This window comes from Streptomyces sp. NPDC017056, from assembly GCF_044332485.1.
Taxonomy (GTDB): domain Bacteria; phylum Actinomycetota; class Actinomycetes; order Streptomycetales; family Streptomycetaceae; genus Streptomyces.
This window is the reverse complement of record NZ_JBIRPD010000018.1, coordinates 50,019-76,787: the sequence shown is the minus strand read 5'-3', so window position 1 is coordinate 76,787 and position 26,769 is coordinate 50,019. Positions and strand designations below refer to the sequence as shown.

Below are 26,769 nucleotides of genomic sequence, written 5' to 3'. Positions count from 1 at the left end.
TCCCGGGCAGAAGACGCCCGTCAGCCAAGCCTCGCGCCACCCGGCGCCGCCGACGGTTTTGTTTCAGCGCAGGTGACAGCCGTGCGCATCAACTCCGGATCCCCAAAGCTCGGATGCGTCGCGGTCGGCGGGCCGGAAACATTACGGGGGTGCGGCCCGCCGGCCGACGTTCGCACCCGGCACGTCTCGTCAGTTCCCCATGTCGAACCCGTCAGTCCCACACGTTGAAGAGGGCGCCGCCCACCGTGGTGGTGTCGTGGTAGCGCGCCTCCCGCCATTCGCCCTCGGTGAGCGTCGAGGGGTGCAGGCCGGAGAGCGGCATGGCGAGTTGTTCCCTGCTCAGGACCACGAAGCCCGCGTCGGTGAAGGCACGGGCCCAGGCCGGTGGAGCCAGGAATTCCTCGCCGTACCAGTACCGGCGTTCCGGCGTGAAGGCGATCCAGGGGTGATGCGCGTGGCACAGGACGACGCTCTCGCCTGCACGTCCGGTGACCGTTGCGGTGTGGAACGTCCGGGGATACGTCCGCTCCTCCACGTTGCCTACGGTGCCTCCGGCAGCGCGAGCAGCGGCATGCAGTGCGGCGCGGAACGCCCGGACGTCGGTCTGCGGAAGCGGGCCGTCCTTCGGCCGGAAGAAGCCCGTCGCCCCTCGGGGCAGCGTGAATCCGGTGTCCCCGTCACTGATCAGAGGGCTCGTCTCGTCGTCGGCCATGGGCCCTATTTTGCCTGGTGGTGACGCGGGAGGCGCGTGCTCGTCGCGTTCCTTCACTCCGGTCCCCGGCCCCCGGTCCGCGCGTCGATGCCCCCGCTTAGACGGCCATCGCCTCCGGCGCCCAGCGGCCCCTTCCCTCCACGGTCAGCCGTCGTCGTTCGAGCGCCGCTGCCTGCGTCGCCGGCGTACGACCAGGACCGCGAGCCCGGCGACGACGACCGCGGCGGCCGCGGCGGAGGCCAGCCGGACCGGTGCGCCGTGCGCGGCCTTGCCGGCGGCCTCGGTCTCGCCCTTACCCGGCTGCCCGGCGGGGTCGTCGTAGCGCGCCACCCAGTCGGGCGGATCGTGCTGCGGGTTCGCCGCGACGCCGGTGATCTCCAGCTCGATGGGCCGCTCGTTGTCGTCCGGATTCTCGTCACCGGACGGCACCGGCGCCTTGATCCGGCCCTCGGCGCCCGGGACGGCGCGGTCGATCCGCACCCGGAGAACGGACGGGTAGCCGTTGGCGCACCTCCCCTCCCGTCCCCTCCCGGAGCAGTAGGAGAAGTCGGAGGCGTGCCGCTCCAGCGGAAGCGGGGCCATCGAGGTGCCCTCCGGGAGCCGGACCCGGAGCGGGGCCTGCCGCGAGACCCCGTCGGCGCCGTCCGCCTGGAGGACGTCCGTCTCGACGTACTCTCCCACCTTGCCGCGGATCTTCATGGTCTTCTCGGGGAAGCTCCAGCCTTCGGGGACGGTGAAGCCCTCGGTCCGGAAACCCATCCGGGCCTTGGCGCCGCCGGTGACGGTGTCGGCGCCGACCGGCTTGAGACCGAGCACGGGGCCGCTTCCCCGCAGGGGGTGGCTGTCGCGTGCCGTCGCGTCGAGAGGTTCGTTCCCTTCCGCCCACACGTCGTAGGTGTAGGCGCCCCTGACCTGGCAGCAGTCGGGGTTGTCCGCCTGGAGCGGCGCGTCCGTCTCATACGCCTGCCCCACTTCCAAGGGCCCCGGGAACTCACAGAAAATCACGCCTCGCCCGGTTCCCGTCCCGGAGTCGGAACAGTTGCTGAAGGAAGACGTGAACCTCGGCGACTGGAACCGGCCCTGGTACGCGTCGTCGGCGACCGAGACCCGCAGGACGACCTTGCCCGGCGTCCGCGTCGAACCGGCGTTGACGAAGGCGGGGGTGATGGGCGGCGGTGTCCCCCGTCCCGAACGGGGCAGCTCCACGTCCTCGTGAGTCCGCGTACGGAAGTCCGGCACCCCGACGTGAATCCTGGCCGAGTGGGTCAGCCCGGGTCCGTTGCGGCTGGTGTACTTCTCGGAGACGGACCCGGCCATGCCGCCCTGCGCATCGGGGTACGGGGTCATACGGAAGGGCCTGAAAGTCCACGCGCCTTCGTCGTCGCCCAACTGGCAGGTGACGACGTGACCGGCCGCTCGGCAGCGCGGGTGGAGTGCGGTGACCTTGACCTTGTCCGCGACTTCGGAGAGGTCGTATGCGGCGACGACACCGCGAGGCCGCTCGACTCTGGAGCTGTCACCGGGGTACAGGGCCGTTTGGTAGGGAGTGCCGCCGGCCTCGTACCGGGAACTGTTCTCGTACGCGACGAAGTACAGGTCCTCGGGATTCTCCTGTGTCAACGCAAGAGGATCCGTGGCCGCAGCAGGGACGACAAACCCCGAGCCGAACACCGCCGCCACCACAATCACCAGAACGGATACGAATCTCGCACTGCTCCGTATGCTCACGTTCTCTCCCGTTCGTTCGATGTCGGCAGTCCGGCGGGTCTCAGGTGCCGGATGGTGGGCGGGGTTCGCGGCGCATGGACCACAGCACCGGGCCGCCGCCCGGGAGTTGAATCTCCTCGCGCACGGTGAAACCGAAGTGCTCGTAGACGGGGAGGTTGGCCAGCTTGGAGGACTCCAGGTAGGCGGGCAGGCCCGCCGCGTCGGCCTTGGCGAGTCCCGAGCGCAGCAGGGCGGCCCCGTGACCCTGGCCCTGGGCGGCCGGGTCGGCGCCTATCACCGCGAGGTACCAGTGCGGTTCGGTCGGTGTGTGTTTGGCGGCCGCCTCGACGGCGTCGCGGAACAGCAACGCCCGGTCGCCGAGGATGTCCTGGAGTTCCTGGATGGTCTCCGCGTCAGGGACGGCCTTTTCCTGCCCCTCCGGCGGTACCCAGAAGGCGGCCGCCGCATCGGTGCGTTCGCACACGCCGTGGTGGGCGTACTGGCGGGTGAAGAGGGTGGTGAAGTAACGATTCAACCCGGCATCGCGGGAGGAGTCGTCGGGGAAGAACCAGCGCATCATCGGGTCGTCGTCGAAGGCGCGGGCCAGCGTACGGCTGACCGGTCGGGCGTCGTCGAGCGTCGCCGGCTTGGGAGTGTTTATCGGCACACAGGGCATTCTGCACCCCCGATGATCTTCTTCTGACGGCGGGCGGGGTTCTCGCACCGGACGGGGCTCAGTGGCTGGTGAGCTTGCCGTGAAGGGCGGCGCTCGGGTCGTTCAGGCCGGTGATCTCGACGGTCTTGCCGCGCTGCCTGTACTTCGTCTCGACGGCGTCGAGAGCGGCCACGGAGGACGCGTCCCAGATGTGGGCGGCGGACAGGTCGATGACGACGCGGTCGGGGTCGGTGGCGTAGGCGAACTGTCCGACGAGGTCGTTGGAGGAGGCGAAGAAGAGTTCCCCGGTGACGGAGTAAACGACCGTGCCGCTGCCGGTGCCGGTGCCGGTGTCGGTGACGGGGGTGACTTCGGCGAGGCGGGCGACGCGCTTGGCGAAGATGACCATGGCGGTGACGGAGCCGGCGACGACGCCGGCGGCGAGGTTGTGAGTGGCGATCACGACCACGACGGTGATCACCATGACGGCGGTCTCGCCGGCGGGCATCCGCTTGAGGGTTCTGGGTGCGATGGAGTGCCAGTCGAACGTCGCGAACGACACCATGACCATGACGGCGACGAGCGCGGCCATCGGGATGTCGGAGACCACCGGGCCGAAGACGATGCACAGCACCATCAGGAACGTACCGGCCAGGAACGTGGAGAGGCGGGTGCGGGCCCCGGAGACCTTCACGTTGATCATCGTCTGGCCGATCATGGCGCAGCCGCCCATGCCGCCGAAGAAGCCGGTGACGATGTTGGCGATGCCCTGGCCGACGGACTCGCGGGTCTTGTCGGAGTGGGTGTCGGTGATGTCGTCGACGAGTTTGGCGGTCATCAGGGACTCCATCAGGCCGACCAGCGCCATGGCGAAGGCGTACGGGGCGATGGTGGTCAGGGTGGCCGGCGTGAACGGCACGTCCGGCAGGCCCGGCACGGGGAGGGAGGACGGCAGTTCGCCCTTGTCGCCCACGGTCGGTACGGCGATCCCGGCGGCGACCGTGACGGCCGTGAGGACGACGATGGACACCAGCGGGGCCGGGACCACCTTGGTGACCTTGGGGAAGAACACCATGAGCGCGAGCCCGCCGGCGAGCAGCGGATAGACGGCCCAGGGCACGTCGTGCATCTCGGGAACCTGGGCCATGAACACCAGGACGGCGAGGGCGTTGACGAAGCCGACCATCACCGAGCGGGGGACGAACCGCATCAGCCTGGCCACGCCGAGCGCGCCCAGGATCACCTGGAAGATCCCGGCCAGGATCACCGCGGCGACCAGGTAGCCGAACCCGTGCTCGCGATTGAGCGGGGCGATCACCAGCGCGACGGCGCCGGTCGCCGCCGAGATCATCGCCCGGCGCCCGCCGACGACGGAGAGGGTGACGGCCATGGTGAAGGAGGCGAACAGGCCGATCGCGGGGTCGACCCCGGCGATGACCGAGAAGGAGATCGCTTCGGGGATCAGCGCCAGCCCGACCACCAGGCCGGCCAGGATCTCGGTGCGCCACACCTTCGGGTCGGACAGCCAGTCGGGGCGCAGGGCGCGCAGCCGCGCGGCCGGGGACAGTGCGGACGTGGACAAGATCAGGTACCTGACGTGCTCGGGCACACCGGGCGTCAGCCGGGCGTGCGGGAGGGCCGAGCAGCCGGAGCGGCTCCTCGCGAAGCCCGTGCCGACCGGTCCAGGCGACGGTCAACCCTACCCTAACGTTAGGGTAGAGATGCGGGTGGCTGCCGGCGGCCGCCGCCCGGGACGAGGGACGAGGAAGGCGCGTACGTGGGCAGCGAGCACATGCAGATCGGCGAGGTCGCCGCACGGACCGAGCTGTCCCTGCGCACCATCCGGCACTACGAGGAAGCCGGCCTGGTCATTCCCTCCGCCCGCTCCCAGGGCGGCTTTCGCCTGTACACCGAGGCCGACGTCGCCCGCCTGATGGTGATCCGCCGGATGAAACCCCTCGGCTTCACGCTCGACCAGATGCGCGACCTGCTGGACGCCACCGATCGCCTCGACGCCGGCACCGGTCTCGGCGCCGGGGAGAGGGCGGCCCTCCTGGAACGCGTACGCGCCTACGAGCAGGCCGCTTCCGACCAGGTGGAGAAGCTCCGCGTCCAGCTGTACCGGGCGGAGGACTTCGCCGCCACCCTGCGAGCCCGCCTGGAGCGCGCCGGACAGGCCGCGGCACCACAGGACTGACCGTCCCGGCAGGGCGGCACGCTCTGGGGCGGCACGCTCTGCGTCGCCCTCAATGGCCCCAAGGGCCAGTCTTTCGGGCATCTGCCTCCACACACCTCACGGGTCCCTCCAGAATGACAAGTGAGCAACCCCTCCGTCGCGTGAGCCCTCATACGGGGCGTGAGTAGGTGTACGTACGCATCCGCGCGTGACACACGGCCCGAGTACGACGCACGCCAACTTGTGCTGCCCAGGCGGCGCTTAGGAACAGAGAGGTCTACTGGATGAAGATTCACCGCGCCCTGTCGGCCGCAGCGGCGGCCGCCGTGATGGCGCCCGCCGCGGTACTGGCCTCACCCGCCGCCGCGTTCGCGACGGGACCGGTGGCGGACTCCGGCGCACGGACCGCTCCGGGCAAGGGACCGACGTCCGACGACAACGACGGCAAGACCTGTGCGTTCGGCTCCGACCAGTTGCGTGTGGCGGTCCGCGGGCTGCCGTCCCAGCTGGCGGCGGGCGGTGCCTGGTCACCGTTCTCCATGACGCTCGCCAACAGCACCGGCACGTCCATGGACAAGGTCCTGCCGTTCCTGCACCTGTCCTCGCACAAGAACGTCAAGTGGCCGTACGGGGAGCTGGAAACCGAGTACCGCGACAAGGAAACGGGTACCTGGAAGACCTTCCAGGACACGACGCCGAAGAACCTGTTCGGCTTCTTCGAGATCGGCGCGCACGACACCATCACGCTGCAACTGCGCACCCGCGCGCTCAAGGCCGCCAAGCCCGGCACCGGATTCGCGCTCGCCGCGGGCGACTTCCGCAACCGCGACGGCTCCTGCGGATCGGCCAAGGAAGCCTGGTCCGACTTCACCATCCTCCCCCGGGGCGCGAAGCCCACGCAGGCACCGACCGCCAAGCCGGAGCAGCCGGGCAGCCCGGCCGGACCCGGCCAGAGCGCCCCGCCCGGCGGGGGTACGGACGCCTCCGGGCCCGGCGGTGGCGTCAAGCCGCAGGGTGGCGGCGATCTCGCGGCTACCGGATCTTCCGCCGCGCTTCCGGCGGTCGCGCTTGCGGGCGCCGCGGCGGTGGCCGTCGGCGCGGGCACGGTCTTCGCCGTACGCCGCCGGAAGGCCGCGGCCGGCCCGGGCGGTACGGGCGCCGCCACGTAGGCGGCACTCGCGCGCCGACGCGTGTTCCGGTTCCGGTCCTCCTCCCTGGACCCGCAGCACCCGCCGGATCCATGCATCCTCCAACCGAGAAAGAGAACTCCATGAAACTGCGCCGCGCCCTGTCGGTCACTGCCGTGACGGCCGCCCTGCTCCCCGCGGCGGTGGCCGCCGCACCCGCAACGCAGGCAGCCCCCGCCGCGGACCTCCCGAGCTGCTCGGACGTCTCCAACGGGAATTACCCCGACAACGCCCTCGTAGGGCGGTCCTTCGGCATACCCGAGTCGATCACCCTCGGCAACCACTGGAACACCTACACCGCCACGCTCACCAACGTCTCGGCAAAGGAACTCAAGTCGTTCAGCCTCAGTGCCCGGCTGGACAGCTACATCTACAACGAGGGCGAGCACGACCTGCGCCCCTACGGCGACCTGCAGTACTGGGATGCCGGGCAGAAGACCTGGAAGACGCTCCGCCAGGCAGACGGTGAGACCACGGGCCCCGTGCCCGGGCCGCGAACGCTGAAGCCCCGCGAGTCCGTCAGCGTGCAGCTGCGGTTCAGGGTGCGCGAGGGGCTGCCCAACACCCAGAACTACGACGCGTACACCCACCTCGAAGGCACCTTCGCCGACAGCTACAACGGCACGGCCTGCGCAGCCAGCAACGAAGCAGGCGACGCTTTCGGCATACCGATGCCCAGCAAGAAGTGAGCTGCGGCGGCGCCCCGCCGACCGGCAGGGCGCCGCGCGCCCGCTAGATATCGACCCGCACATCGTAGGCGCGCACCCACGTGTTGAACTCGACGAGCCGTTCCAGTACGGCGCGGGCGCTCCACGGGCCGCCGACCGCGTACGCGCCCTCCGGCCTGGCCAGGAGGCCGCGTACCCCGTTCTCGCCGACCAGGCGCAGCACCGGCGCGTCCGGGGTGAGGAGGTCCGCCACCATCCGGCGCAGGGCGCGTTCGTAGGTGAGGTCCTGGGTGGAGGGGTAGGGGCTCTTCTTGCGGTCCAGTACCGAGTCCGGCAGCAGGCCGCGCATCGCGGCGCGTAGCAGGCTCTTCTCGCGGCCGTCGAAGTTCTTCATGGCCCAGGGGGTGTTGTAGACGTACTCCACCAGGCGGTGGTCGGTGAACGGGACGCGCACCTCCAGGCTGACCGCCATGCTGATCCGGTCCTTGCGGTCCAGGAGGAAGTTCTCCCAGCGGGTGAGGTTGAGGTACGTGATCTCGCGCATCCGCGCCTCGTGCCCCGTCTCGCCCGCCAGGCGCGGCACCTCGGCCAGCGCCTCGGCGTACCGGCGCTTGACGTACGCGGTGAGCCCCAGCCTTTCCCACAGGCCCAGTTCGCGCAGCGCCCCGATGCCTCCTGCCTGCTCGAACGGGTGGTGCCACGGGAACGTGTCGAGGCTGACCGCCTCCGGGGAGTGGAACCAGGTGTATCCGCCGAAGAGCTCGTCCGCCGCCTCGCCGGACAGCGCCACCGTCATGCGTTCTTTGAGGACCCTGCAGAGCAGGAACAGGGAGTACTCCATGTCGCCGGTGGACACCGGCAGGTCCTGGGCGCGCAGGACGGCGTCGCGGACCCGGGGGTCGAGGATGTCGTCGTTGGCGAGCTCCACGATGATGTGCTCGGCGCCGACGTGTCTGGCCACTTCGACCGCGAACGGGGTGTCCGGGTCCTCCCACTGCACGTTGGACCGAAAGCGTTCCTGGTGGCCGGTGAAGTCGACGGAGAAGGCGCGTACCGGTTCGCGCACGCCCCGCCGGGCGCGGGAGGCGGCGGCGAGCGCGGTGACGGCACTGGAGTCCAGGCCGCCGGAGAGCAGGGTGCCGACGGTGACGTCGGCGAAGAGCTGACGCTCGACGATGTCCTCCAGCAGGGTGCGGACGGTGGCCACGGTGGCGTCCAGGTCGTCGGTGTGCCGGCGGGCCGTCAGCTTCCAGTAGGTCCGCACGTCGCTTCCGTCCCGGGTGAAGCGCAGTACGGTGCCCGGCAGGACTTCGTGCATACCGCGGAACACCGCGTGTCCGGGTGTCTTGACGATGCTGAAGATCTCGCTGAGGCCGTCGGCGTCCACGACCGCCTCGGCCTCTTCGTGCGCGAGAATCGCCTTCGGCTCGGAGCCGAACAGCACGCCGTCGGCGGTCGGGTAGTAATAGAGGGGCTTGACGCCCATTCGGTCGCGGACCAGCAGCAGTTCACGGGAGCGCGGGTCCCACAGCGCGAAGGCGTAAATGCCGTTGAGGTGCTCGGCCAGTCTGTCTCCCCACTCCAGGTAGGCGCGGAGTACGACTTCCGTGTCGCTGGACGTGTGGAATGTGTGCCCGAGGGTCCGCAATTCTTCGCGCAGCTCGCGGAAATTGTAGACCTCGCCGGTGTAGGTGATGACCGGCGAGTCCCCGGACCCGGCGTCGTCGGCGCCGGTCATCGGCTGCCGTCCGCCTTCGATGTCGATGATGGCCAGCCGGCGGTGCCCGAGCAGGGCGTGCTCCGACGTCCACAGCCCGCTCGCGTCCGGGCCGCGGCAGGCCATGGTCTCGGTCATCCGCCGTGCGACGTCTTCATAAGCGGTCAGGTCACGTCGAAAACTTACCCACCCGGCAAGACCGCACATGGAAATCACACGCCTCATGGGGAGTGCGCGGGCTTGGGCTTATGGCAGCCCCTCGCGTATCCCGAAAGTACCTGCCGATAAGTGTAGCCGTTGTGCCGCTTTCCGTCTTTCCGGGGCATTTTCTCTTGAAAACCGCATCGTGTTCTCGCGAAAACCGCATCGTGCGGCTCGACGGCAGGCGTGCGAGCCGCACGTACCGCGGGCGGCGGTCAGGTGTGGCGCGGGGTGAGTGTCATGGGTATGCGGTCCGCCGCCGCCACCGCCGAGGCGACCTGCTTCGGGGTGTGGCCGGGGACGGGCACCAGCTTCCAGCGCGGTAGCCAGGTCGCCAGGGCGATGGTCGCCTCGGTGTAGATGAACTGGTCGCCGATGCACTTGCGGTTGCCCGCGCCGAACGGGATGAACGCCTCGCGCCCCAGCCCGGCTTCCCGCTGCCGCTCGGGCAGCCACCGGTCGGGGTCGAAGCGGTCGGGTTCGGCGTACACGTCCGGGTCGCGGTGCAGGGCGTAGAGGCTGAATCCGACCTCGGTGCCGGTGGGCAGGGCGGCGCCGCCCAGGACCACGGGTTCGGTGGTCCTGCGCATGAGGAAGGTCACGCCGCGCATCCGGATCACCTCGTCCAGCACCCGGCGGACGGCCTGGAGCCGGGGGACGTCCTCGATGGTCACCGGCCGGTCGCCGACGACCTCCGCGATCTCCGCGACCAGTTGCCGCTCCACCTCGGGGTGCCCGGCCAGTTCGTGGAAGGTCCAGGCGAGGGTGGCCGCCGTGGTCTCCGCGCCGGCGAACAAGATGGTGCTCAGTTCGTCCCTGACCTCGGTGTCGGACAGGCCGTCGCGCTCCGCGAGCAGCAGCGACAGCAGGTCGTCGTGTCCGGTGGGCTCGGCGCGCGCGGTCCTGATGACCTCGTCGATGACCTGGCGCAGTTGCGACACCGCGGCGTCGAACTGCCGGTTGGGCCGGATCGGCAGCCGGTCCAGGATCTTCGGGGACGCCGCGCGGACCAGCAGGTTTTTCAGGGCGATCGGCAGGTTCTCGCGTATGGCCTCGACCGCGGGCAGGCCGATGTCCGAGGAGAACATCGTCGAGGCGAGCGTCTCGATGCTGAAGGCGGCCATCTCGTGTGCGACGTCGAGTTCGCGGCCCGGTGTCCACCTGTCGGAGAAGGCGCGGGCGTTGCGGCTCATCGTGGCGGAGTAGGCCGCGATGCGGTCCTTGGAGAACATCGGCTGGATCAGGCGCCGGTGCGCACGGTGCAGTTCGCCGTTGGCGTTCGCCAGGCCGTTGCCGGCCAGGGGGCGCAGCCGGTCGAAGAAACGTCCCTTCTCGAAGGACCTGGCCTGTCGCACCGTCACCTCGTGGACCAGCTCCGCCGAGGTGGCGACGTAGATCGGCAGCGTGCCGAGATTCAGGCGCACCAGTTCCCCGTGCGCCCGTAGTGACGTCAGGAATCCGAAGGGGTCGCGCAGCAAGCTCAACGCGTGCCCGAGCAGCGGCACCGCCCCGGGCGCGCGCGGAACCGACTCTGTACCGACCGACTGCACCGCTACTGCCACGAATCATCCTTTGCTCAGGCCGGGCACCACACCGGGAGGTGCGGCGCACTCCGGCGGTTCCGGCAGGAGACGCCGTGTCAGGGCCACCGCGCTGCTCCGGTGTTGCGTCACCGGTGCCTCCGTCTCCCGCGGCGCCCTGGGCGGCCTCTCCGTCCGGCTCTTCCGGGCCCTATCATGATCAATTGTTGGCGAAGAGCCGTAAAGGGGGCATGCCGCTCCGGGGACCGCTGCGGAATCCCCCCTTCGGCTCTTGCGCCGGGACCGGTCGCCGTGGTGCGGGAACTCCCCTGCCGGTCAGCGGGGTTGGCGTCGCACCGGCGGAACGTACGTACCGGAATCCGCGGCGCCCGCCGGCCCGTCCCCGCCCACGGGCTGCCTGCGGGCGCGGGCCGGACCGGGGATATGCTGCGCGTTGCCCCGCCGTTGCTTCTCGGAGGACCTGTGACCAGCCCCTTTCCCGGCGCCCCCAGCACCTCGTCCCTGCCGGCCCCGCCCCCGCAATGCCCCGCGCACGCAAGGGGAGCCGACGGGCTGCGACGGCTCTACGGCCCCGAGGCGGAACGCGAACCGCACCGTCTGTACGAGAAGCTGCGCCAGGAACACGGGCCGGTGGCCCCGGTGCTGCTTCCCGGTGACGTACGGGCCTGGCTGGTCCTGGGGCACCAGGAGAACCTGGACGTGCTCCGCAACCCGATGCTGTTCTCCGCGGACTCCCGCCGGTGGAACGTCCGCCTCCCGCCCGACTCGCCGCTGCTGCCGATCACCGCGTACCAGCCGGTGATCGCCTTCGCCGACGGCGACGAGCACGCGCGGCTGCGCAGCGCGGTCACCGACAGCCTGGCCCGCATCAACCGCCACGGCAACCGCCGCTACGTGGTGCGCTACACCGACCGGCTGCTGCACGCGTTCGCGGCGGCCGGCCGGGCCGACCTGGTGACCGACTTCGCCGAGAAGCTGCCGATCCTGGTGCTGAGCCGGCAGTTCGGCATACCCGAGCAGGACGCGCTGCCGCTGGGCGAGGCGGTACGCGACATGGTCCGGCCCAGCGAGACCGCCGTGAAGAGCAACCAGGTCGTCGTCGAGACCATGCAGGAGCTGATCCGGCGCAAGACGGCCGCCCCCGGCGACGACCTCGCCAGCTGGCTGCTGCGCCACGAGGCGGGCCTGAGCGAGGACGAGGTGCTGCAGCACCTGCGCCACGCCCTCGTCGCCGCGAACGAGAACACCGCCAACCTGATGGCGAACACGCTGCGCATGGTGCTGACCGACCGCCGGTTCCGCGGAAACCTGGCGGGCGGCCAGATGACGCTGCCCGACGCGCTCGACCAGGTGATGTGGGACCAGCCGCCGCTCGCGCTCGTACCGAACCGGTGGGCCACCGGCGACACGGTCCTCGGCGGCCGGCAGATCAGCGGCGGCGACATGGTGATGCTCGGCCTGGCCGCCGGCAACCGTGACCCGGCCGTCCGCCCCGACCTGTCCACGCCCGTGCACGGCAACCGCTCGCACCTCGCCTTCGGCCAGGGCCCGCACGAGTGCCCCGGCATGGACATCGGCCGGGCGATCGCCGACACGGCCATCGACACGCTGCTGGCGCGGCTGCCCGACGTGACGCTCGCCGTTCCGGAGAGCGAGCTGTCCGTCACCACCTCGCTGGTGTCCAGCCGCCTGAACACCCTGCCCGTGCACTTCACTCCCCAGCGCCCCCGGCAGGAGACGCACGCGCCCCAGCCGCAGCCCCGCTTCGAGCCGCCGTCGACGGCGGCGCCCGCTCCGGAGCGCACGTCGTGGCGGAACCGGAAGTCCTCGCGGTAGCGAGGGCCGGGACGCGGGCCCGGGTACGCGCCCGGGCCCGCCGCCGTCAGCCCAGGCGGACCGGCAGGGCGCCGACACCCTGTACGGAGAGGGAAGCCAGCCGCTCGGGAGCACCGGCCAGTTGCAGGCCCGGGTAGCGGGCGAACAGCGCCCGCAGCGCGATCCGGGCCTCCAGGCGCGCCAGTCGCGCCCCCAGGCAGTAGTGCGCGCCGTGGCCGTACGCCAGGTGGTCACGGCGCGTCGGCCTGGTCGCGTCGAAGGCGTCGGGGTCCGGGTGCCGCTCCGGGTCCCGGCCGGCGGCGTACAGACAGGCGAGGACGGGATCGCCCTTGGCCACCCGGACGCCGGCGATGTCGGTGTCCTTGACCGCGTACCTCATCAGGGCGTGCCGCACGGGCGAGGAGTACCGCAGTGTCTCGTCGACCACCGCGGCCCACACGTCGTCATCCGGCTCCCCCGTGACCGGTCCCCCGGCGTCGCGGGCTGCCTTGCGGACGGCCGCCGACGAGTCCGGGTTCTGCAGTACCGCGTGCACGGCGTTGGTGATCAGGTTGATCGTGGTCTCGTGCCCGGCGATCAGTACGAGGAAGAGCGTCTCGACCAGTTCCTGCTCGCTGAGCCGGTCGCCGTCGTCCCGCGCCTGGATCAGGGCGCTGGTCAGGTCGTCGCCCGGCGCCTGCCGCTTGGCGGCGAGCAGCGCGGTCAGGGAGCCGTGGATCGCCGCCTGCGCGTCGCGGATGTCCGACTCCCCGTCCTCCCGGGGAGTGACCAGGCGCTCGAAGGCGTCGCGCAGCCCGGACACCGCCGTGTCCGGTACGCCCAGCACCTCGCAGATGACCCGCACCGGAAGCCGGTAGGCGAATCGTTCGCGCAGATCGACCGGCTCCTCCGGGTCCGCGGCCGCCAGGTCGTCCAGCAACTCGTCGACGATCTCGGTGATACGGCCTTCCAGCGCCGCGATGGGGGCCCGGGTGAACGCGCCACTCACCAGCTTCCGCAGGCGGCGGTGGTCGTCACCGCCGGCGTGCAGCATCCCCGCCCCGCGTATCACGGCGATCAGCTCCCAGTGGTCGGGAACCCGGCCGGACACCAGGTCGGGCCAGTACGCGGCGTCCTTGGTCAGATCGGGGTGGCCGAGCACCGTTTGGGCGGTGCGGTGGTCCACCGCCGCCCACGCCGCCACGTCCCCCGGAAGTCTCACCGGCACCAGACTGCCCCGCGTATGAAGTTGTCTCGCCTCCTCCGCCGGATCGGCGTGCGGGACCAATGGAAACAATGGCTGGCTCTTCAACGACACGGAACACTCCAGTCAAAAAACAGTGCACTACGGGCATGTACAACAGAGCTCGCATCGCGAGCCCCGCCTCACAATCTGCCCATACGGACACCTGAACAAATCCAGCCACCCGCGGCGGTACGGCCCGTGCCCGCGGCACGGCGGCTACCCGGCAGGACGGCCGGCCGCCGCCGCGGCGTAGCGGCGGGCGAGTTCCGCGCACGCCGCCTTGAGTTCCGGTGGTCCGAGCACTTCGATGTCGCAGGCGAAGGTCCCGGTCAGCGCCGCCAGGCCGGTCCACGACCACGCGCCCAGGGCGAGCCGGCAGCGGTCCGGGGCGATCTCCTCCACCACGGCGCCGCCGGGCGCCCAGCGGGCGACGACCGAGGCGGGCAGGTCGAGGATCACCTCGCCGTGGCAGGGCCACTGGCCGGGGGTGTCGCCCCGGTCGTGCTGGCCGACGACGAACGCCGTGACGTCGGCGCCGGGCAGTTCGCGCGGGGTGAAACGGACCCCGGTGGGGGCGTGCGGCGTGATGCGGTCGACACGGAAGGTACGCCAGCCGGAACCCTCCAAGTCCCAGGCGACGAGGTACCAGCGGCCCGACCACACGACGAGGTGGTGGGGCTCCACGCGTGGCGACGACGGGGACGCGGACGCCTCGGCCGTCTCCGGGCGCCGGTCCGGCGGCGCCACGAGCGCGAGCTCCCGGCCCGCCGGGCCCGTCGCGTAGTCGAATACCAGCACCTCACTGTTGCGGACGGCCGTGCCCAGGGCCAGCAGCACCTGGGATGCGACCGGGGGCGCCGCCAGGTCCCAGGCGTTGTCGATCGAGGTGACCCGCACCGCGTCGACCCGCTGCCGCAACCGGGACGGCATGACCTGGCGGACGGCGGCCAGTGCACGTGCGGACGCCTCCCCGATGCCGGCGACCGTGGAGGGGGCGGTCTGCAGCGCGACGGCCACGGCGACGGCCTGTTCGTCGTCGAACAGCAGCGGCGGAATCTTCGCCCCGGCGTCCAGGCGGTACGCGCCACCGGGCCCCTTGCCGACGCGGACCGGATAGCCCAGTTGCCGCAGCCGGGCGACGTCCCGACGCACCGTACGCGGGCTCACCTCCAACCGCTCTGCCAGCACGGCGCCCGGCCATTCGCGCCGCGACTGGAACAGGGAGAGGAGGAGAAGGAGGCGTGCGGAGGTCTCTGCCATGGTCCCCGAGCCTGCCAGGAATAGCGGCCGGTATGTGGCCGCTACCGCTGCCACGCTGGTCTTCATGTCCACACCCAACGAAGGTGGCGGCCGGTCGGCCGCCGCCCCGCCCCGCATGCCGCAAACGCCACGCGCCCCGCGCGCAACCCGGGCCACACGACCACCACACGACCCGGCTCCCCTCTCCGGCTCCGCCGCAGTGGTCGCTCTCGTCGTGGTGCTCGTCGCCTCTTTCATGGAGCTGCTCGACGCCACGATCATCACCGTCGCCGCCCCGGCGATCGCCGAAGGGCTGGGGGCCGGCGAGGCCACCCTGCAATGGACGGTCGCCGGCTACACCTTGTCCCTGGGCGCCGGGCTGATCACCGGTGGCCGCATCGGCGACCAGTTCGGACGGCGGCGCGTCTTCCTGACCGGGCTGGCCGCGTTCGCGACCGCTTCGGCGGCCTGCGCCCTGTCGCCCGACCCGGCGTTCCTGATCGCCACCCGTATCGGCCAGGGGCTGGCGGGCGGCTTGATGGTCCCGCAGGTCTTCGGCCTCATCCGGTCGTCCTTCGCACCGACCGCGCGGGCGAAGGCGTTCGGCGCCTACGGCGCGGTTCTCGGGCTCGCCTCCGTCGCGGGGCCGCTGCTCGGCGGACTGCTCGTGGACGCCGACGTGTTCGGCCTGGGCTGGCGGACGGTCTTCTGGGTGAACGTTCCCGTCGCGGCCGTCGGGCTCGTGCTGGGCGCCCGGTTCCTGCCCGAGTCCGGCGAGGTCGTACGCTCCCGGCTGGACCTCCCCGGCGCGGCCCTGGCAGCGGCGGCCGCGGTGTGCGTGCTCCTCCCCCTGGTGCAGGGCCACGAGTGGGGCTGGCCCTGGTGGGGGTTCGGCATCCTCTTGCTGTCCGTGCCGGTCACCGCGCTCTTCCTCAGGCGGGAACGGCGCCTGATCGCGCGCGGCGGTCTGCCCGTCCTCGACCCGGCGCTCCTGCGCGTGCGGGCCTTCAGCAGCGGCCTGGCCGCCTCCGCCCTGTTCTTCGGCGCCATCGGGTCGTTCTTCCTCCTGCTGTCCCTCTACCTCCAGTACGGCACCGGACGCTCGGCCCTGGAAACCGGGTTGATCATCCTTCCGTACGCGGTCGGCTCGACCCTCACCTCCGGCATCGGCGTCCGGCTGGCCTCCCGTGCGGGCCGTGGGCTGCTGGTCTCCGGTTCGCTCGTGCTCGCCGCCTCGCAGCTGCTCCTGCTCCTCGTCGTCCGGGACGGGGCGAACCCCGGCTTCTGGCAACTGGCGCTGCCGCTGTTCGCCGGCGGGCTCGGGCTCGGGCTGACGTCGCCTTCGCTGGTCAATGTCGTCCTCGCCGGGGTGCCCGTACGGGACGCCGGTGCCGCGGGCGGGGTGCTGACCACCGTCGGCCAGGTCGGGAACGCCGTCGGTGTGGCCGTCCTGGGCGCGCTGTTCTTCACCGGACTCGGCGCCTCGTCCACGGCGGGCGCTCCCCCGCTCGCCGCCTACGGAGACGCCTTCGCCTCGGTTCTCCCTTGGCAGGTCGCGTTCTATGCCGCGGCGGCGGCGCTCATGCTCCTGCTGCCGAAACACGCGGCGGCGCTCGGGGGTGAGCAGCGGCCCGCGGACACGCCGGAGCAGTGACGCCCGGCCGGCCGGGCGGAAGGGCCCGGCCGGCTGTCCGCCGACTTCCCGTCAGCGTGAACGGCCCTCAGCGTGAATGGCGTACGCTCTCCCGCTCCGGGGTGCTCACGTAACCATCCCAAGGGGATTTGGTGATGTTTTTGTAGGCAGATTCTCCCCGTAGGGGAGTCGCGCACCTCAGGAGGCCGGAGAAGGGCATCATGTGAGACAACCGGTGCGGCGCCCAGGTCGTCCAAGGGCCCGACGGCAGACGGTCGTGCAACCGCGGAGCATCCGGATGACAGAACAGCCTTCCGCCACGGCGGAAGACAGCGCAAGCCCGGGCGAACAGCTCACGGCGTACTTCACCTCGGCGACGTGCCCCGAGTGCCAGAGCGCGAACGACGGGCTCAACGGCCGTTTCGCCTGCGGCGCGTGCGGCACGACGTACGCCCTTGAGCCCCCGTCCTTGTGACGCCCCGGCGCCGCGCCGGACACACGCCCTCAGCCCTCGGCCCGCTCCTGGGTGAAGCTCCAGGCGTACTGCAGCCAGTCGGAGATCGCGACGGCGCCGAGCCCACCGGCGACCAGCCGCGTGGCGCGAGGGGCGACGGCATACCCGCAGACGAGCGCGGTGCCGACCCAGGCGGCGAGACAGAAGGGGCAGGCGAGCAGTTCGCCGGTGGCACGGCGCACGCCGTGGCCGCGCGGCTCGTCCATCACCTCACTGGCGCTGACGGTTCCCGCGCGCCGGGTGAAGGGGGCCCGCACCAGGCTGGTGATCTTGTCTTTCGCCAGCAGCCGCGACGCCTTGTACGTCGCCGCGCCCAGGAGCAGCAGGTCCCACGGCGGCACGCCGGACGGCAGCGTACGCCCGGACCTGCGGACTCGCAGGGCGAACAGGGTGGTGGCCCCCGCGTACGTCCCGGCCAGCACCGCGTAGCCCCGCATGGGGACCTCCTCCCCCTGCGCGTACCCGCCTGCCCGCTCGTCTCCGCGTCCCGCGCCGCCCGGCCCGCGGTCCCCTTCGCCCACCGATTCGCCCGCCGAACCGACGCGGTCCGCCGTGCCGCCGGGTTTGCCCTCTTCTGGGAGCGGGTTGAATGCCATGGTGCCCTCCTAGGACGACGCTGCCGGGTGACCGGTACCCGCACGCCCGCCCGGTGCACGCGGCGGCGCCGAGATGCGGCCGAACGGGCTACACCCGAAGCGCTGCGGCGGGGCGAGGGGCATCGCGGGCGGGTAGCAGCCGCCCACCCCCTTCACCCGCTCAGGCTCACCCCGAAGCTGAATTCCCCGCCCGGCTCCTCGCGCAACGAGTCCGGCACCCCGCCGACACCCTTGAGCAGCGCCTCGGCCATCCCCCGCGTCAGCGGCCCGTCCGGCCGCGGCGCGTCCTGCGCGTCCGGCTGAGGTGCCTCGCCGGCCGACGTCACCCACTCGCCGCCCCGGGCCGTGAACCGGGGCAGCGCCACGTGCCCGGTCCCCGGTCCCATGAAGCCGCGCGCCGCGGCGGCGACGACCACGCGGGTCCAGGTCTCCGTACGCTCCGGGACGTACTCGCTGAAGACGGTCAGCCGTACCAGGCCGTTGCCGTCGTCCATTCCCCACGGCAGGGTCCACTCCAGCACCCCCGGAAACGGGGGAAGAAAGGTTCCTTCACGCCGCTCGCGCCGACAGCGGTCGCGGCTCGCCTCCAGCACCGGCTTCACATGCCCCAGCACAGTGGCATGCCAGATCTCCACCGCCATGTCGCCCACCCCTCCACCGTCCACGATCCGACGCAACGGAACGGTATATGCGGCCGGCGCCCTCCGGAACCGGGCTGCGGCCGGTGACCCTGTCGGCGGCTCCCGGCCCGTGGCCGGGAACCGCCGGGCGACAGGGCGTCAGGAGCGCGAGCTTCGGCTGCGCCTCATGAGTACGGCGCCGGCGAGGAGCAGAGCGGCGCTCGCCCCGGCCGCGACGTCCAGGTGGCTGCTGCCCGTGTCCGCGAGCGTCGGCGTCTGCGCGGCCGGTGTGATCTCCCGGCCCTTTCCGCCCGCCGGTGAGGCGGCAGACGGCCGGCGGGGGTCGTGCGCGGCAGGCATCGCGCGGGTGTCCACCGCGCCGGCGACCTCGGGAGGAAGCCGGTGCTCAGGGGCCTTGGCCCGGGCGGGCGGCTGGTGGAGCGGGCGCGGGGAATCCGCCGCCCGCTCGGCGGGGCGCGACTGCCGGGCGTGGCTCGGTGGCTCGTGCGCGGGCGGCTTGTGCCCAGCCGGTTGCCCGGGCTCGGGAGGCTTGTGCCTGGGCGCGGACGGCTGTTGGGGTTCGGAGTGCTGTGGTCCGGGCGCCGGCTGGTGCCCGCCGGAGTTGACGCACTGGTTGCCGAAGGCGGGGTTGAGGACGCCGACGACGTCCACGGTGTCCCCGCACAGGTTGACCGGTACATGGACGGGGGCCTGGACCAGGTCGCCCGTAGCCACGCCTGGGGAGTTCGCGGTACGCCCCGCGGCTCCGGTGTCGGCGTGGGCACTGGCTGCCACGCCGGCCAGGATGCCGGTCGCCGTGGCGGCGATCAGCACACTCTTTTTCACGGTGTGTTGCACGTGTGGTCCTTCATCTCTTCGCAGATGACGAATCGGGCCCGGGGCGCCCGTCGGGCAGCCGCAGCGGAACCGCTCCGGGTGCTGAGCACGTCGTATCGGGCCAAACGATCGACCGGGCGGAAGGAAACGCCTGGGACTCCGGCGGACCGTCACCGGTCGTCGGCCGGCCGTCGGCGGAGCGGGCCAGGCCCAGCCGAAGGTGCACGATGCGGGCGAAGTCCGCGATGGTGCCCTCGGACCTGAGCAGCTCCATCGGGGGCAGGTCGAGGTCGAACTGCTGCCGGACGGTGACGAGCAGTTCGGTGCCCATCAGCGAGTCCATGCCGTACTCGTCCAGCCGTCGGTGGTGCTCGATCTGTTCCGGCGACATGTGCAGCACGTCGGCGAACAGGCCCGCGACGATGTCGGCGATCAGCGCGCGAGCCTCCTCCACCGGCATGCGGGCCAGTGTGCGCGCCAGCTCTTCCTTGCTGTGCCCGGCGTCGTCGGAGAGCACCGGCAGCAGTGCGATGATGCGGGGAGAGATGCTGGCGGGCAGGACGCGGGACAGCGGCGCCCAGTTGTAGCAGCCGACCCCCAGTACGTCCGTGCCGTGCGTCAGGACCGCGTCGACGGCGTGCAGGGCCTGCCGGGAGCTGACCGGTTCGAAACCGACACGGCGCATGACGTCGGTCAGGTCGTTGCGGGCGACGTAGCCGGTTTCGCCCAGTGCGCCCCAGGCCAGCGCGGTCGCCGGAAGTCCCATGGCCCGTCGCCGGCGTACGAGGGCTTCGAGGTAGAGGTTGCCGGCCACGTAGTTCGCCTGCCGGATGTTGCCCAGCATGGCGGTGACCGAGGAGTACAGCAGGAAGAAGTCCAGGTCCAGGTGGCGGGTGAGGTCGTGCAGCACCGCCGCACCGGCCATCTTGGGTGCCAGGACGGTGTGCCACTGCCGGTCGGTCAGCTCGGCCAGTGAGCCGTCCTCCAGGTGCATGGCCGAGTGGACGACTCCGCGCAGCGGGTGCCCGGAGGCGGCGGCCCGGGCCACGATCCGTTCCATGGCCCGGGTGTCGCCGGCGTCGGCGCGGTGGACCGTGGCCTGCACGCCGCGCGAGGCGAGGTCGGTGAGCAGGGATTCGGCTTCGGGGGTGCCGGCTCCCCGCCGTCCGACCAGGGCCAGGTGGCGGGCGCCGCGCTCGGCCAGGTGGCGGGCGGTGAGCGCGCCGAAGCCGGACAGACCGCCGGTCACCAGGTAGGTGGCCGCGGCGTCGAGGGCGGGTGTGGTGTCCCGCGGCTCGACGCGGGGTGATCCGTCCCGGGAGTCGAAGGTCACGACGATCTTGCCGACGTGGCGGGAGTGCTGCAGCGTTCTGAACGCCTCGTCGACGCGGGCGGCCGGGTAGTCGCTGTGCAGCAGGGGCCGGTAGGTGCCTTGCTGTACCAGTTCGGTGACCTCGGCGAACTGTGCCACGGCCAGCCGGGGGTCCTGGAGGAGACCGATGAGATCGACCGCGTGGAAGGCGATGTTCTTGCGGAACGGGCGCAGCAGCAGGGGGCGGTTCTCGTAGATGTCGCGCTTGCCGAGTTCGATGAAGCGCCCGCCGTGGGTGAGCAGTTCGAGGCTGCGGGCAGCCGCCTCACCGGCGAGCGAGTTGAGGACGACGTCCACACCGCGCCCGTCGGTCAGCCGCAGGATCTCGTCGGCGAAGGCCAGGCTGCGGGAGTCCAGGACGTGTTCGGCGCCGAGCCGGCGCAGCAGGTCGCGCTTGGCCACCGTTCCCGCGGTGGCGATGACCCGTGCGCCGCAGCGTCGCGCGTACTGCAAGGCGGCCAGGCCCACTCCCCCCGCCCCGCCGTGGACCAGCACGGTTTCTCCCTCGGCCAGCCGGGCCAACTGCCGGAGGCCGTAGTGGACGGTGAGGAAGGCCACCGGGAGGGTGGTGGCGTCGGTGAAGGACATCGTGTCCGGGATGCGGCCCACCGCGTGCTCGGAGGTGACGGTGTGGGTGCTCAGAGCGTCGGGGGCGAGGGCGAGGACACGGTCGCCCACGCGCAGCGAGGCGACCCCGTCCCCGACCGCGGTGACGACGCCCGCGCACTCCAGGCCCAGTCCGGCCCGTCCGCCGGTGATCTCTTCGGCTTCGGCGGGCAGCAGGCCGGTGACCTGCATGAGGTCGCGGTAGTTGAGGGCGGCTGCCGCGACGGCGATGGCCACCTGCCCCGGCCCCGCGTGCGGGGGTACGGTCTCCTGCCAGACCAGATCGTAGGACAGGCCCGGGTTGCGGGCGTCGAGCGTATAGGCGGGGACGTCGTCGCCCGGGCAGGTGCCGGTGGGCGAGGGCAGTTCGGTCAGGCGCGGTACGAAACGGCCGCCGGAGGTCAGGGCCAGTTCGGTTTCGTCGGTAGCGGTCAGCAGTTCCCCGGCGACCCGCTGCCCGTCGGCGGCGACGTCGTCGCCGCGCTGGAGGGACAGCCGTTTGACCACCAGGTCGGGGTACTCGTTGCTCACCGTGCGCGCGATGCCCCAGGCGGCCGCGTCCACGGGGTACGAGGGCAGCTCCGGGGCGGGCAGCGCACCGCTGGGCCCGGTGACGAGCCACAGGGTGCGCCCGCGGTCGAGGGGCAGCGCGTCCAGTGCGCCGGCGAGGGTGCGCAGGATGCCCGCGCGACGGGTCGTGAGGTGAATGGCGTGCGGGGTGCCGGTGTCCGCCGCCGTCCGGGGTTCCGGGGTGTCCAGGACCAGTACGACGGCCAGTCGGGTGTGCGGTGCGGGGAGCCACGGACGGCCGTCGCGGTGCAGGTCCGCAACGGACCACCGTTGGACCGAGGGCGCGCCGGCGGTGGTCAGGGCATCGGCCACCGCCGCGCTCAGGCCGCCTGGCCCGGTGTCCTCGGCGACCACGATCCAGGCGGTGTGGGGGTCGGCTGCCGGTGCGGCCGGTGCGGCGGCCGACGCGGAGGTGGCAGTGGCCAGGAAGACGGAGAATGCCTCGTCCGGTGCGTCGGCGGTGGGCCCGGCTGCCTGCGTGGCGTCGGTGAAACCGCACGAGGGCAGCAACTGCAGCCACGCTTCGGCGGACAGCAGAGGAGTGTCGGCGCGCAGCACGCGGTCGGTGCTGTTCCAAAAGCTGTCCAGGTAACCGAACAGCGGGGCCAGCAACTCCGGATCGTGTGATTCGAGCGCGATCAGCCGTCCTCCGGGGCCCAGCAGGCGCTCCACCCGTCGTAGCGCCGGGGCCACCTCGACTGCGGTGTGCAGTGCGTTGCCCGCGATGACGAGGTCGAAGCTCCCCTCGGCCAGTCCCTGGCCCGCGCTGTCCCGGTCGAGGTCGAAGGTGCGGTAGCCGACGAAGTCGTAGCGCGCGAAACGCTTCTGCGCCGGCGTGAGGAACTGCGGGGAGACATCGGTGAAGACGTACTGCGTACGGTCGGGCGGCAGCACCGGCAGCACGGCTGCCGTCACGCCGCCGGTGCCCGCTCCGCACTCCAAAATGCGCAGCGGCCGGTCGGCGGGCCACAGGTCTACCAGCTGCGACACCACGGCTCGCAGGACCCGGTTGTAGCGGCGCAGGGGGAATTCGATGTCGTAGAGCTGCTCGAAGGCCGCCGAAACGCCGTCGTCGAAGAGCTTCCCCAGGATTTCCGTTTCGCCTCGCAGCAGCTTGGGGCCGTGCCGCGAGCACAGGTTGTTCAGGAGGGTGACGGCGGGCCCCACCGTGCTGCCGGCGTTCAACGGGTGCGGGGACGTGGCGGGGCAGCCGTCCGGGACGGACAGCAGGAACCGCTCGCCGTCCACGCGGGCGACGAGGCCCTGGCGCTCCAGGAGACCCAGCAGCAGCCTGGCCTGCTTGCGGTGTCGCTCCGGCATGCCGCCGGCCGCCAGATCGTCGATGGTGAAAGCAGCGTCCGGATGCGAAACGAGCGCGGCGAAGACCTCCGCCGCCCCGCGTGCGAAGACCTGTTTCAACTCCCGGCTGGAGACCGTGGCGTGGTCGGCGGAGCCGGGCGACGGGGTGCCGCGGTGCTGCACGCGGGCCAGAAGGCCCGCGGTGGGCGGCAGCGGGCTGGGAGCGACGGCGTGCCCGTCGTGCGGGGCGGCGCGCATCACCGTGCGCTGATAGCTCAGCGGGGCGGAGCGCATGCCGTCGAAGCGGCGCAGCCGGCACCCTTCCAATTGCGCGTGCACCGTGCCGTCCGGGCCGGTGACGACGATGTCCCAGCACAGCTCGGTGGCGGTACGGCTGCGCCGGCGCACGTGGACCAGCCCCTCGGGGGCGGGCGAACGCCATACGCGTACGGCGGCGAACCCGACGGGAAGGTAGGCGTCACGTTCTTGCCCCACCGCCTGCTGGATCAGGGGCAGGCCGGCCTGGAGGGCACCGTCGAACAGCGAAGGGTGGACCTCGTAGGCCCCCACATCGGCCGACAGGCGGTAGCGGGCGAGGACTTCGCCGTCTCCTACCCGGAGTTCTTGCAGGACCCGGAAGGTGGGGCCGTAGTCGATGCCCACGGCGGTCATGGTGGCGTAATGCTGGCCGGCGGTGATCCGGTGCGGGCAACGGGCCTGCGCGGCCGCCACGTCGAGGCCGGCGCACGGGCGGCCGAACAACTGCCGTACCCGGCCGCGGGCGTGCCGGCGGGCCCGCCCGGCCCGGCCGTCCCCGGAGGCGATGCCGACCACGCCGTCCTCGGGGGACCAGGTCAGCTCCAGGCGCACCTGGCCGGGGTCGTCCCAGGGAACGACGACGGGCCTGGTCAACTCCAGGTTCTCGACCTCACAGGCGGCGTCGAGGACCCGCCGCCCGGCCGCCAGGGCCATCTCCACGTAGCCGGCGGCGGGCAGGATGACCGCGCCGGCGACACGGTGGTCCGCCAACCACGGAACGAGGGCAGGTTCCACCGGTCCGCTCCAGGTCGGCTCGCAGTGAGCCGTGCGTACGCCCAGCAGCGGGTGGTCGTATTCGCCGATGTCGCCCGACCAGGTGTAGTGCTCGCCGTTCCAGTGCCGTTCGCGCTGCCACGGGTAGGCGGGCAGCCGGACGACGTGCCCGGGGCCGGGAAAGTGCGCGCTCCGGTCGGTACGGGCCCCGGCGGCGATCAGGCCGGCGGTGGCGGCCCGCATCTGCCGCGGGCCGTCACCGCCGCGGCAGAGCGTCGGCACGACGGCCACCGGAGTGGGCGAAGCGGCCGTCATGCGGCGCACGTAAGGCCGTGCGACCGGGTGGGGCCCGACGTCGACGAACACGTCGTAGCCCGCCTTGAGCAGGCCGGTCACCGCGGGCTCGAACTGGACGGTGTCGCGCACGTTGCGCCACCAGTAGGCGGCGTCGAGTTCGCGGCCCGCCACCGGCTGCCCGGTCACCGCCGAGATCATCGGGACGGTGCCCTCGCGCGGCTGCAACCCTGCCAGGCCGGCGAGCAGTTGTTCGCGGACGGGGTCCATGGCGCGGCTGTGGAAGGCGTAGTCCAGGTCGAGCAGGAAGCAGCCCACGTTCCGGCCGGCGCAGTGTTCGACCAGCGCCTGCACGGCGTCGGCCGGGCCTGCCACCGTCACGTCGCGCGCGGTGTTCACACAGGCGAGTTCCACCCGCGGGTAGTGTTCCAGCAGCTCTTCGGCCTGCCGGCGGGACAAGGTGAGGGCTGCCATACGTCCCCTGCCCGCGGTGGCGGCTTGGGCCCGGCCGCGCGCGGCGATCACACGCGCCGCATCCGGGAGCGACAGGGCTCCTGCCACGTGCGCCGCCGCGATCTCGCCGACGCTGTGCCCGAGTACGGCGGACGGTTCGACGCCCTGGTGGCGCAGCATCGCCGTCAAGGCGACCTGGATCGCGAACATCAGCGGCTGGGCCACCTCGGTCTGCGCCAACCGCCACTGGCCGGCAGGCCGCTGCAGCTCGCGCAGTACGGGCCAGCCCAATTCGCCCTCCAGTGCGGCGTCCGCGGCGGCGAACGCGCGGCGGAACTCCGCGTCGCCGCGGAGCAGGTCGGCCCCCATGCCCGCCCACTGGGCCCCGTTGCCGGAGAAGACGAACACCGGGCGCCCGTCGCGCACCGCCTCAGCCCGCTGCGCCCGCGGCTCGGCGGGGTGCTTCCTTTGGCTCCCGGTGCCTGCCGCCTCCGGCTCTTCGACCAGTCGTGCCAGCGCGGCCGCCGCTTGCAGCCCGGATGTGGCCAGCACGGCCGCCCGCAGGGGATGCCCGCCGCGCCGGTTGCTCATGGTCCATGCCAGGTCGTAAAACGCGTCCGCGTCGGCAACCGACAGCTGCTGCGCCGCTCGCCGCAGCGCTTCGTCGAGCGCGGCAGCGGAGCGCGCCGAGACCACCACAGGAAGCGGCCCCGGTGCCGGCGGTGTGCTCTTCTGCGCGGCTCGCGCGGGGCCGGGGGCCAAGACGGCGTGGGCGTTGGCGCCACCGAAGCCGAAGGAGTTGACGCCGACCACCGACCGTTCGCCGATGTCCACCGGGCAGGTACGGTCCACCAGCCGCAGCCGCAGCCGGTCGAAGTCGATACGCGGGTTGGGGGACGTGGCGTGCAGGGACGGCGGGATGACGCCGTGCCGGAGCACCAGCAGGGCCTTGAGCAGGCCGGCGATGCCGGAAGCCGGTTCCAGGTGGCCCAGGTTGGACTTCACCGACCCGATGGGCAGCGCGCCCGCGGTGCGGTGCACACCCAGTGCTTGCCCGATCGCCTCGGCCTCGGTGGGGTCCCCCACCGGCGTACCGGTGCCATGCGCCTCAAGGTAGGCGAGATCGTCCGCGGTCAGTCCGGCGCGGCGGTAGACGTCCTCCAGCAAGGCGCGTTGGGACTCCATGCGAGGCAGGGCCAAGCCTGGCGTGCGCCCGTCGCTGTTGGTGGCGCAGTCCACGATCACCGCGTCCACCCGGTCCCCGTCGGCGAGGGCCTCGGCCAGTCGCTTGAGCAGGATCACACCCCCGCCCTCGGCCCTGACGTAGCCGTCGGCGTCCGCCGAGAAGGAGCGGCACCGCCCGCTGGGCGAGAGCATCGACGCCTGGGAGAAGCCCACGAAATTCTGCGGGCTGAGCAGCAGGTTGACGCCGCCGACCAGGGCGGCGTGGCTGGTGCCGTCCCGCAGCGTCCGGCACGCCTGCGCCAGGGCCACCAGCGACGACGAGCAGGCGGTATCGACGATCATGCTGGGGCCGTGCAGGTCGAAGAAGTGCGAGAGCCGGTTGGCGGCGATCGACGACGCGGCCCCTGACATGGTGTACGCGTTGACGTTCTCCGGCGTCATCATCTGCAGCGCGCCGTAGGACTGGTCCGACACGCCCACGTACACGGCCGTGTCCGTGCCCGCCAGGGTGGCGGGGGCCACTCCCGCGTCGTCGCAGGCTTCGACGGCCAGCTCCAGCAGCAGCCGGTGCTGGGGATCCATCTGCGCCGCTTCCTTCGGCGAAATACCGAAGTAGGCGGCGTCGAAGCCGCTGACGTCTTCCAGGAATCCGCCGGCTTTCGTGTAGCTCTTTCCCGGCCGCGGCATGGCCGTATCGACGAACCGCGCCACCTCGAACCGGTTACCGGGAACCTCCGAAATCTGGTCCGCGCCGGCCGACAGAGCCGCCCACAGACTTTCGAGACCGGTGATTCCGCCGGGCAGCCGGCAGGCCGTTCCGATGACCGCAATTCCCCGATCGAGGGAAGGTGCCTTGCTGGAGTTGACTGACATGAGCCTCCCACTGCAGATAAG

At 71.8% G+C, this 26,769-nt stretch carries 18 protein-coding genes; 6 read left to right on the top strand and 12 right to left on the bottom strand.

The annotated features are described in order from the left end of the window. Positions 1-211: 211 nt before the first annotated feature. The 4 genes from ACH4OW_RS29110 to ACH4OW_RS29095 all read right to left on the bottom strand — a co-directional run bounded on the left by ACH4OW_RS29110 (position 212) and on the right by ACH4OW_RS29095 (position 4,656). Positions 212-712, bottom strand: a complete 501-nt coding sequence (locus ACH4OW_RS29110; RefSeq protein ID WP_398030687.1) for a hypothetical protein — start codon at positions 710-712, stop codon at positions 212-214. 144 nt (positions 713-856) lie between these two features. Then, positions 857-2,332 (bottom strand): hypothetical protein, encoded by a 1,476-nt coding sequence (locus ACH4OW_RS29105; protein ID WP_398030686.1) that lies wholly within the window; start codon positions 2,330-2,332, stop codon positions 857-859. Between the two features lie 148 nt (positions 2,333-2,480). After that, positions 2,481-3,095 (bottom strand): GNAT family N-acetyltransferase, encoded by a 615-nt coding sequence (locus ACH4OW_RS29100; protein ID WP_398030685.1) that lies wholly within the window; start codon positions 3,093-3,095, stop codon positions 2,481-2,483. Between the two features lie 58 nt (positions 3,096-3,153). Beyond that, positions 3,154-4,656 carry a SulP family inorganic anion transporter gene (locus ACH4OW_RS29095; RefSeq protein WP_398030684.1) on the bottom strand — a complete coding sequence of 501 codons (1,503 nt, stop codon included), beginning with the start codon at positions 4,654-4,656 and terminating at the stop codon, positions 3,154-3,156. A 210-nt stretch (positions 4,657-4,866) separates the two neighbouring features. Here ACH4OW_RS29095 and ACH4OW_RS29090 point away from each other — a divergent pair, with 210 nt between their 5' ends. The 3 genes from ACH4OW_RS29090 (at position 4,867) to ACH4OW_RS29080 (ending at position 7,126) form a co-directional block, all read left to right on the top strand. Continuing rightward, on the top strand, positions 4,867-5,271 hold the full coding sequence (locus ACH4OW_RS29090) for a MerR family transcriptional regulator (RefSeq protein ID WP_398030785.1): 405 nt from the start codon (positions 4,867-4,869) through the stop codon (positions 5,269-5,271). A 263-nt stretch (positions 5,272-5,534) separates the two neighbouring features. Then, on the top strand, positions 5,535-6,419 hold the full coding sequence (locus tag ACH4OW_RS29085; protein ID WP_398030683.1) for a hypothetical protein: 885 nt from the start codon (positions 5,535-5,537) through the stop codon (positions 6,417-6,419). 101 nt (positions 6,420-6,520) lie between these two features. After that, positions 6,521-7,126 (top strand): hypothetical protein, encoded by a 606-nt coding sequence (locus ACH4OW_RS29080; RefSeq protein WP_398030682.1) that lies wholly within the window; start codon positions 6,521-6,523, stop codon positions 7,124-7,126. Positions 7,127-7,169: 43 nt separating this feature from the next. Here ACH4OW_RS29080 and asnB read toward each other — a convergent pair whose 3' ends face one another. Continuing rightward, positions 7,170-9,029: an asparagine synthase (glutamine-hydrolyzing) gene (asnB, locus tag ACH4OW_RS29075; protein ID WP_398030681.1), complete on the bottom strand. Its 1,860-nt coding sequence runs from the start codon at positions 9,027-9,029 to the stop codon at positions 7,170-7,172. 209 nt (positions 9,030-9,238) lie between these two features. Continuing rightward, positions 9,239-10,585, bottom strand: a complete 1,347-nt coding sequence (locus ACH4OW_RS29070) for a cytochrome P450 (RefSeq protein WP_398030680.1) — start codon at positions 10,583-10,585, stop codon at positions 9,239-9,241. A gap of 441 nt (positions 10,586-11,026) precedes the next feature. Between ACH4OW_RS29070 and ACH4OW_RS29065 the strand changes: the two genes are divergently transcribed. Beyond that, on the top strand, positions 11,027-12,400 hold the full coding sequence (locus ACH4OW_RS29065; protein WP_360133659.1) for a cytochrome P450: 1,374 nt from the start codon (positions 11,027-11,029) through the stop codon (positions 12,398-12,400). A gap of 46 nt (positions 12,401-12,446) precedes the next feature. Here ACH4OW_RS29065 and ACH4OW_RS29060 read toward each other — a convergent pair whose 3' ends face one another. Beyond that, entirely contained in the window at positions 12,447-13,601 is a 1,155-nt protein-coding gene (locus tag ACH4OW_RS29060; protein ID WP_398030679.1) for a cytochrome P450, read from the bottom strand. Positions 13,602-13,841: 240 nt separating this feature from the next. Beyond that, a complete protein-coding gene (locus ACH4OW_RS29055) occupies positions 13,842-14,885 on the bottom strand; it encodes a helix-turn-helix transcriptional regulator (RefSeq protein WP_398030678.1) in 1,044 nt (347 codons plus the stop codon). A gap of 64 nt (positions 14,886-14,949) precedes the next feature. Between ACH4OW_RS29055 and ACH4OW_RS29050 the strand changes: the two genes are divergently transcribed. Both ACH4OW_RS29050 and ACH4OW_RS29045 read left to right on the top strand, forming a co-directional pair. Beyond that, positions 14,950-16,518 carry an MFS transporter gene (locus ACH4OW_RS29050; RefSeq protein WP_398030677.1) on the top strand — a complete coding sequence of 523 codons (1,569 nt, stop codon included), beginning with the start codon at positions 14,950-14,952 and terminating at the stop codon, positions 16,516-16,518. 277 nt (positions 16,519-16,795) lie between these two features. Then, complete coding sequence (locus ACH4OW_RS29045) at positions 16,796-16,972, top strand: hypothetical protein (RefSeq protein WP_360133648.1); 177 nt, start codon at positions 16,796-16,798, stop codon at positions 16,970-16,972. Between the two features lie 29 nt (positions 16,973-17,001). On the opposite strand, the gene ACH4OW_RS29040 is transcribed toward ACH4OW_RS29045, so the two are convergent. From ACH4OW_RS29040 to ACH4OW_RS29025, 4 genes are all read right to left on the bottom strand, one after another. Then, positions 17,002-17,607 (bottom strand): DUF1360 domain-containing protein, encoded by a 606-nt coding sequence (locus tag ACH4OW_RS29040; protein WP_398030676.1) that lies wholly within the window; start codon positions 17,605-17,607, stop codon positions 17,002-17,004. Between the two features lie 152 nt (positions 17,608-17,759). After that, the gene (locus tag ACH4OW_RS29035; RefSeq protein ID WP_398030675.1) at positions 17,760-18,272 is read right to left on the bottom strand and encodes a hypothetical protein; all 513 of its coding nucleotides are present in this window, start codon (positions 18,270-18,272) and stop codon (positions 17,760-17,762) included. A 114-nt stretch (positions 18,273-18,386) separates the two neighbouring features. Continuing rightward, complete coding sequence (locus ACH4OW_RS29030; RefSeq protein WP_360133639.1) at positions 18,387-19,085, bottom strand: chaplin family protein; 699 nt, start codon at positions 19,083-19,085, stop codon at positions 18,387-18,389. A gap of 10 nt (positions 19,086-19,095) precedes the next feature. Continuing rightward, positions 19,096-26,748, bottom strand: a complete 7,653-nt coding sequence (locus tag ACH4OW_RS29025; RefSeq protein ID WP_398030674.1) for an SDR family NAD(P)-dependent oxidoreductase — start codon at positions 26,746-26,748, stop codon at positions 19,096-19,098. Positions 26,749-26,769: the final 21 nt, after the last annotated feature.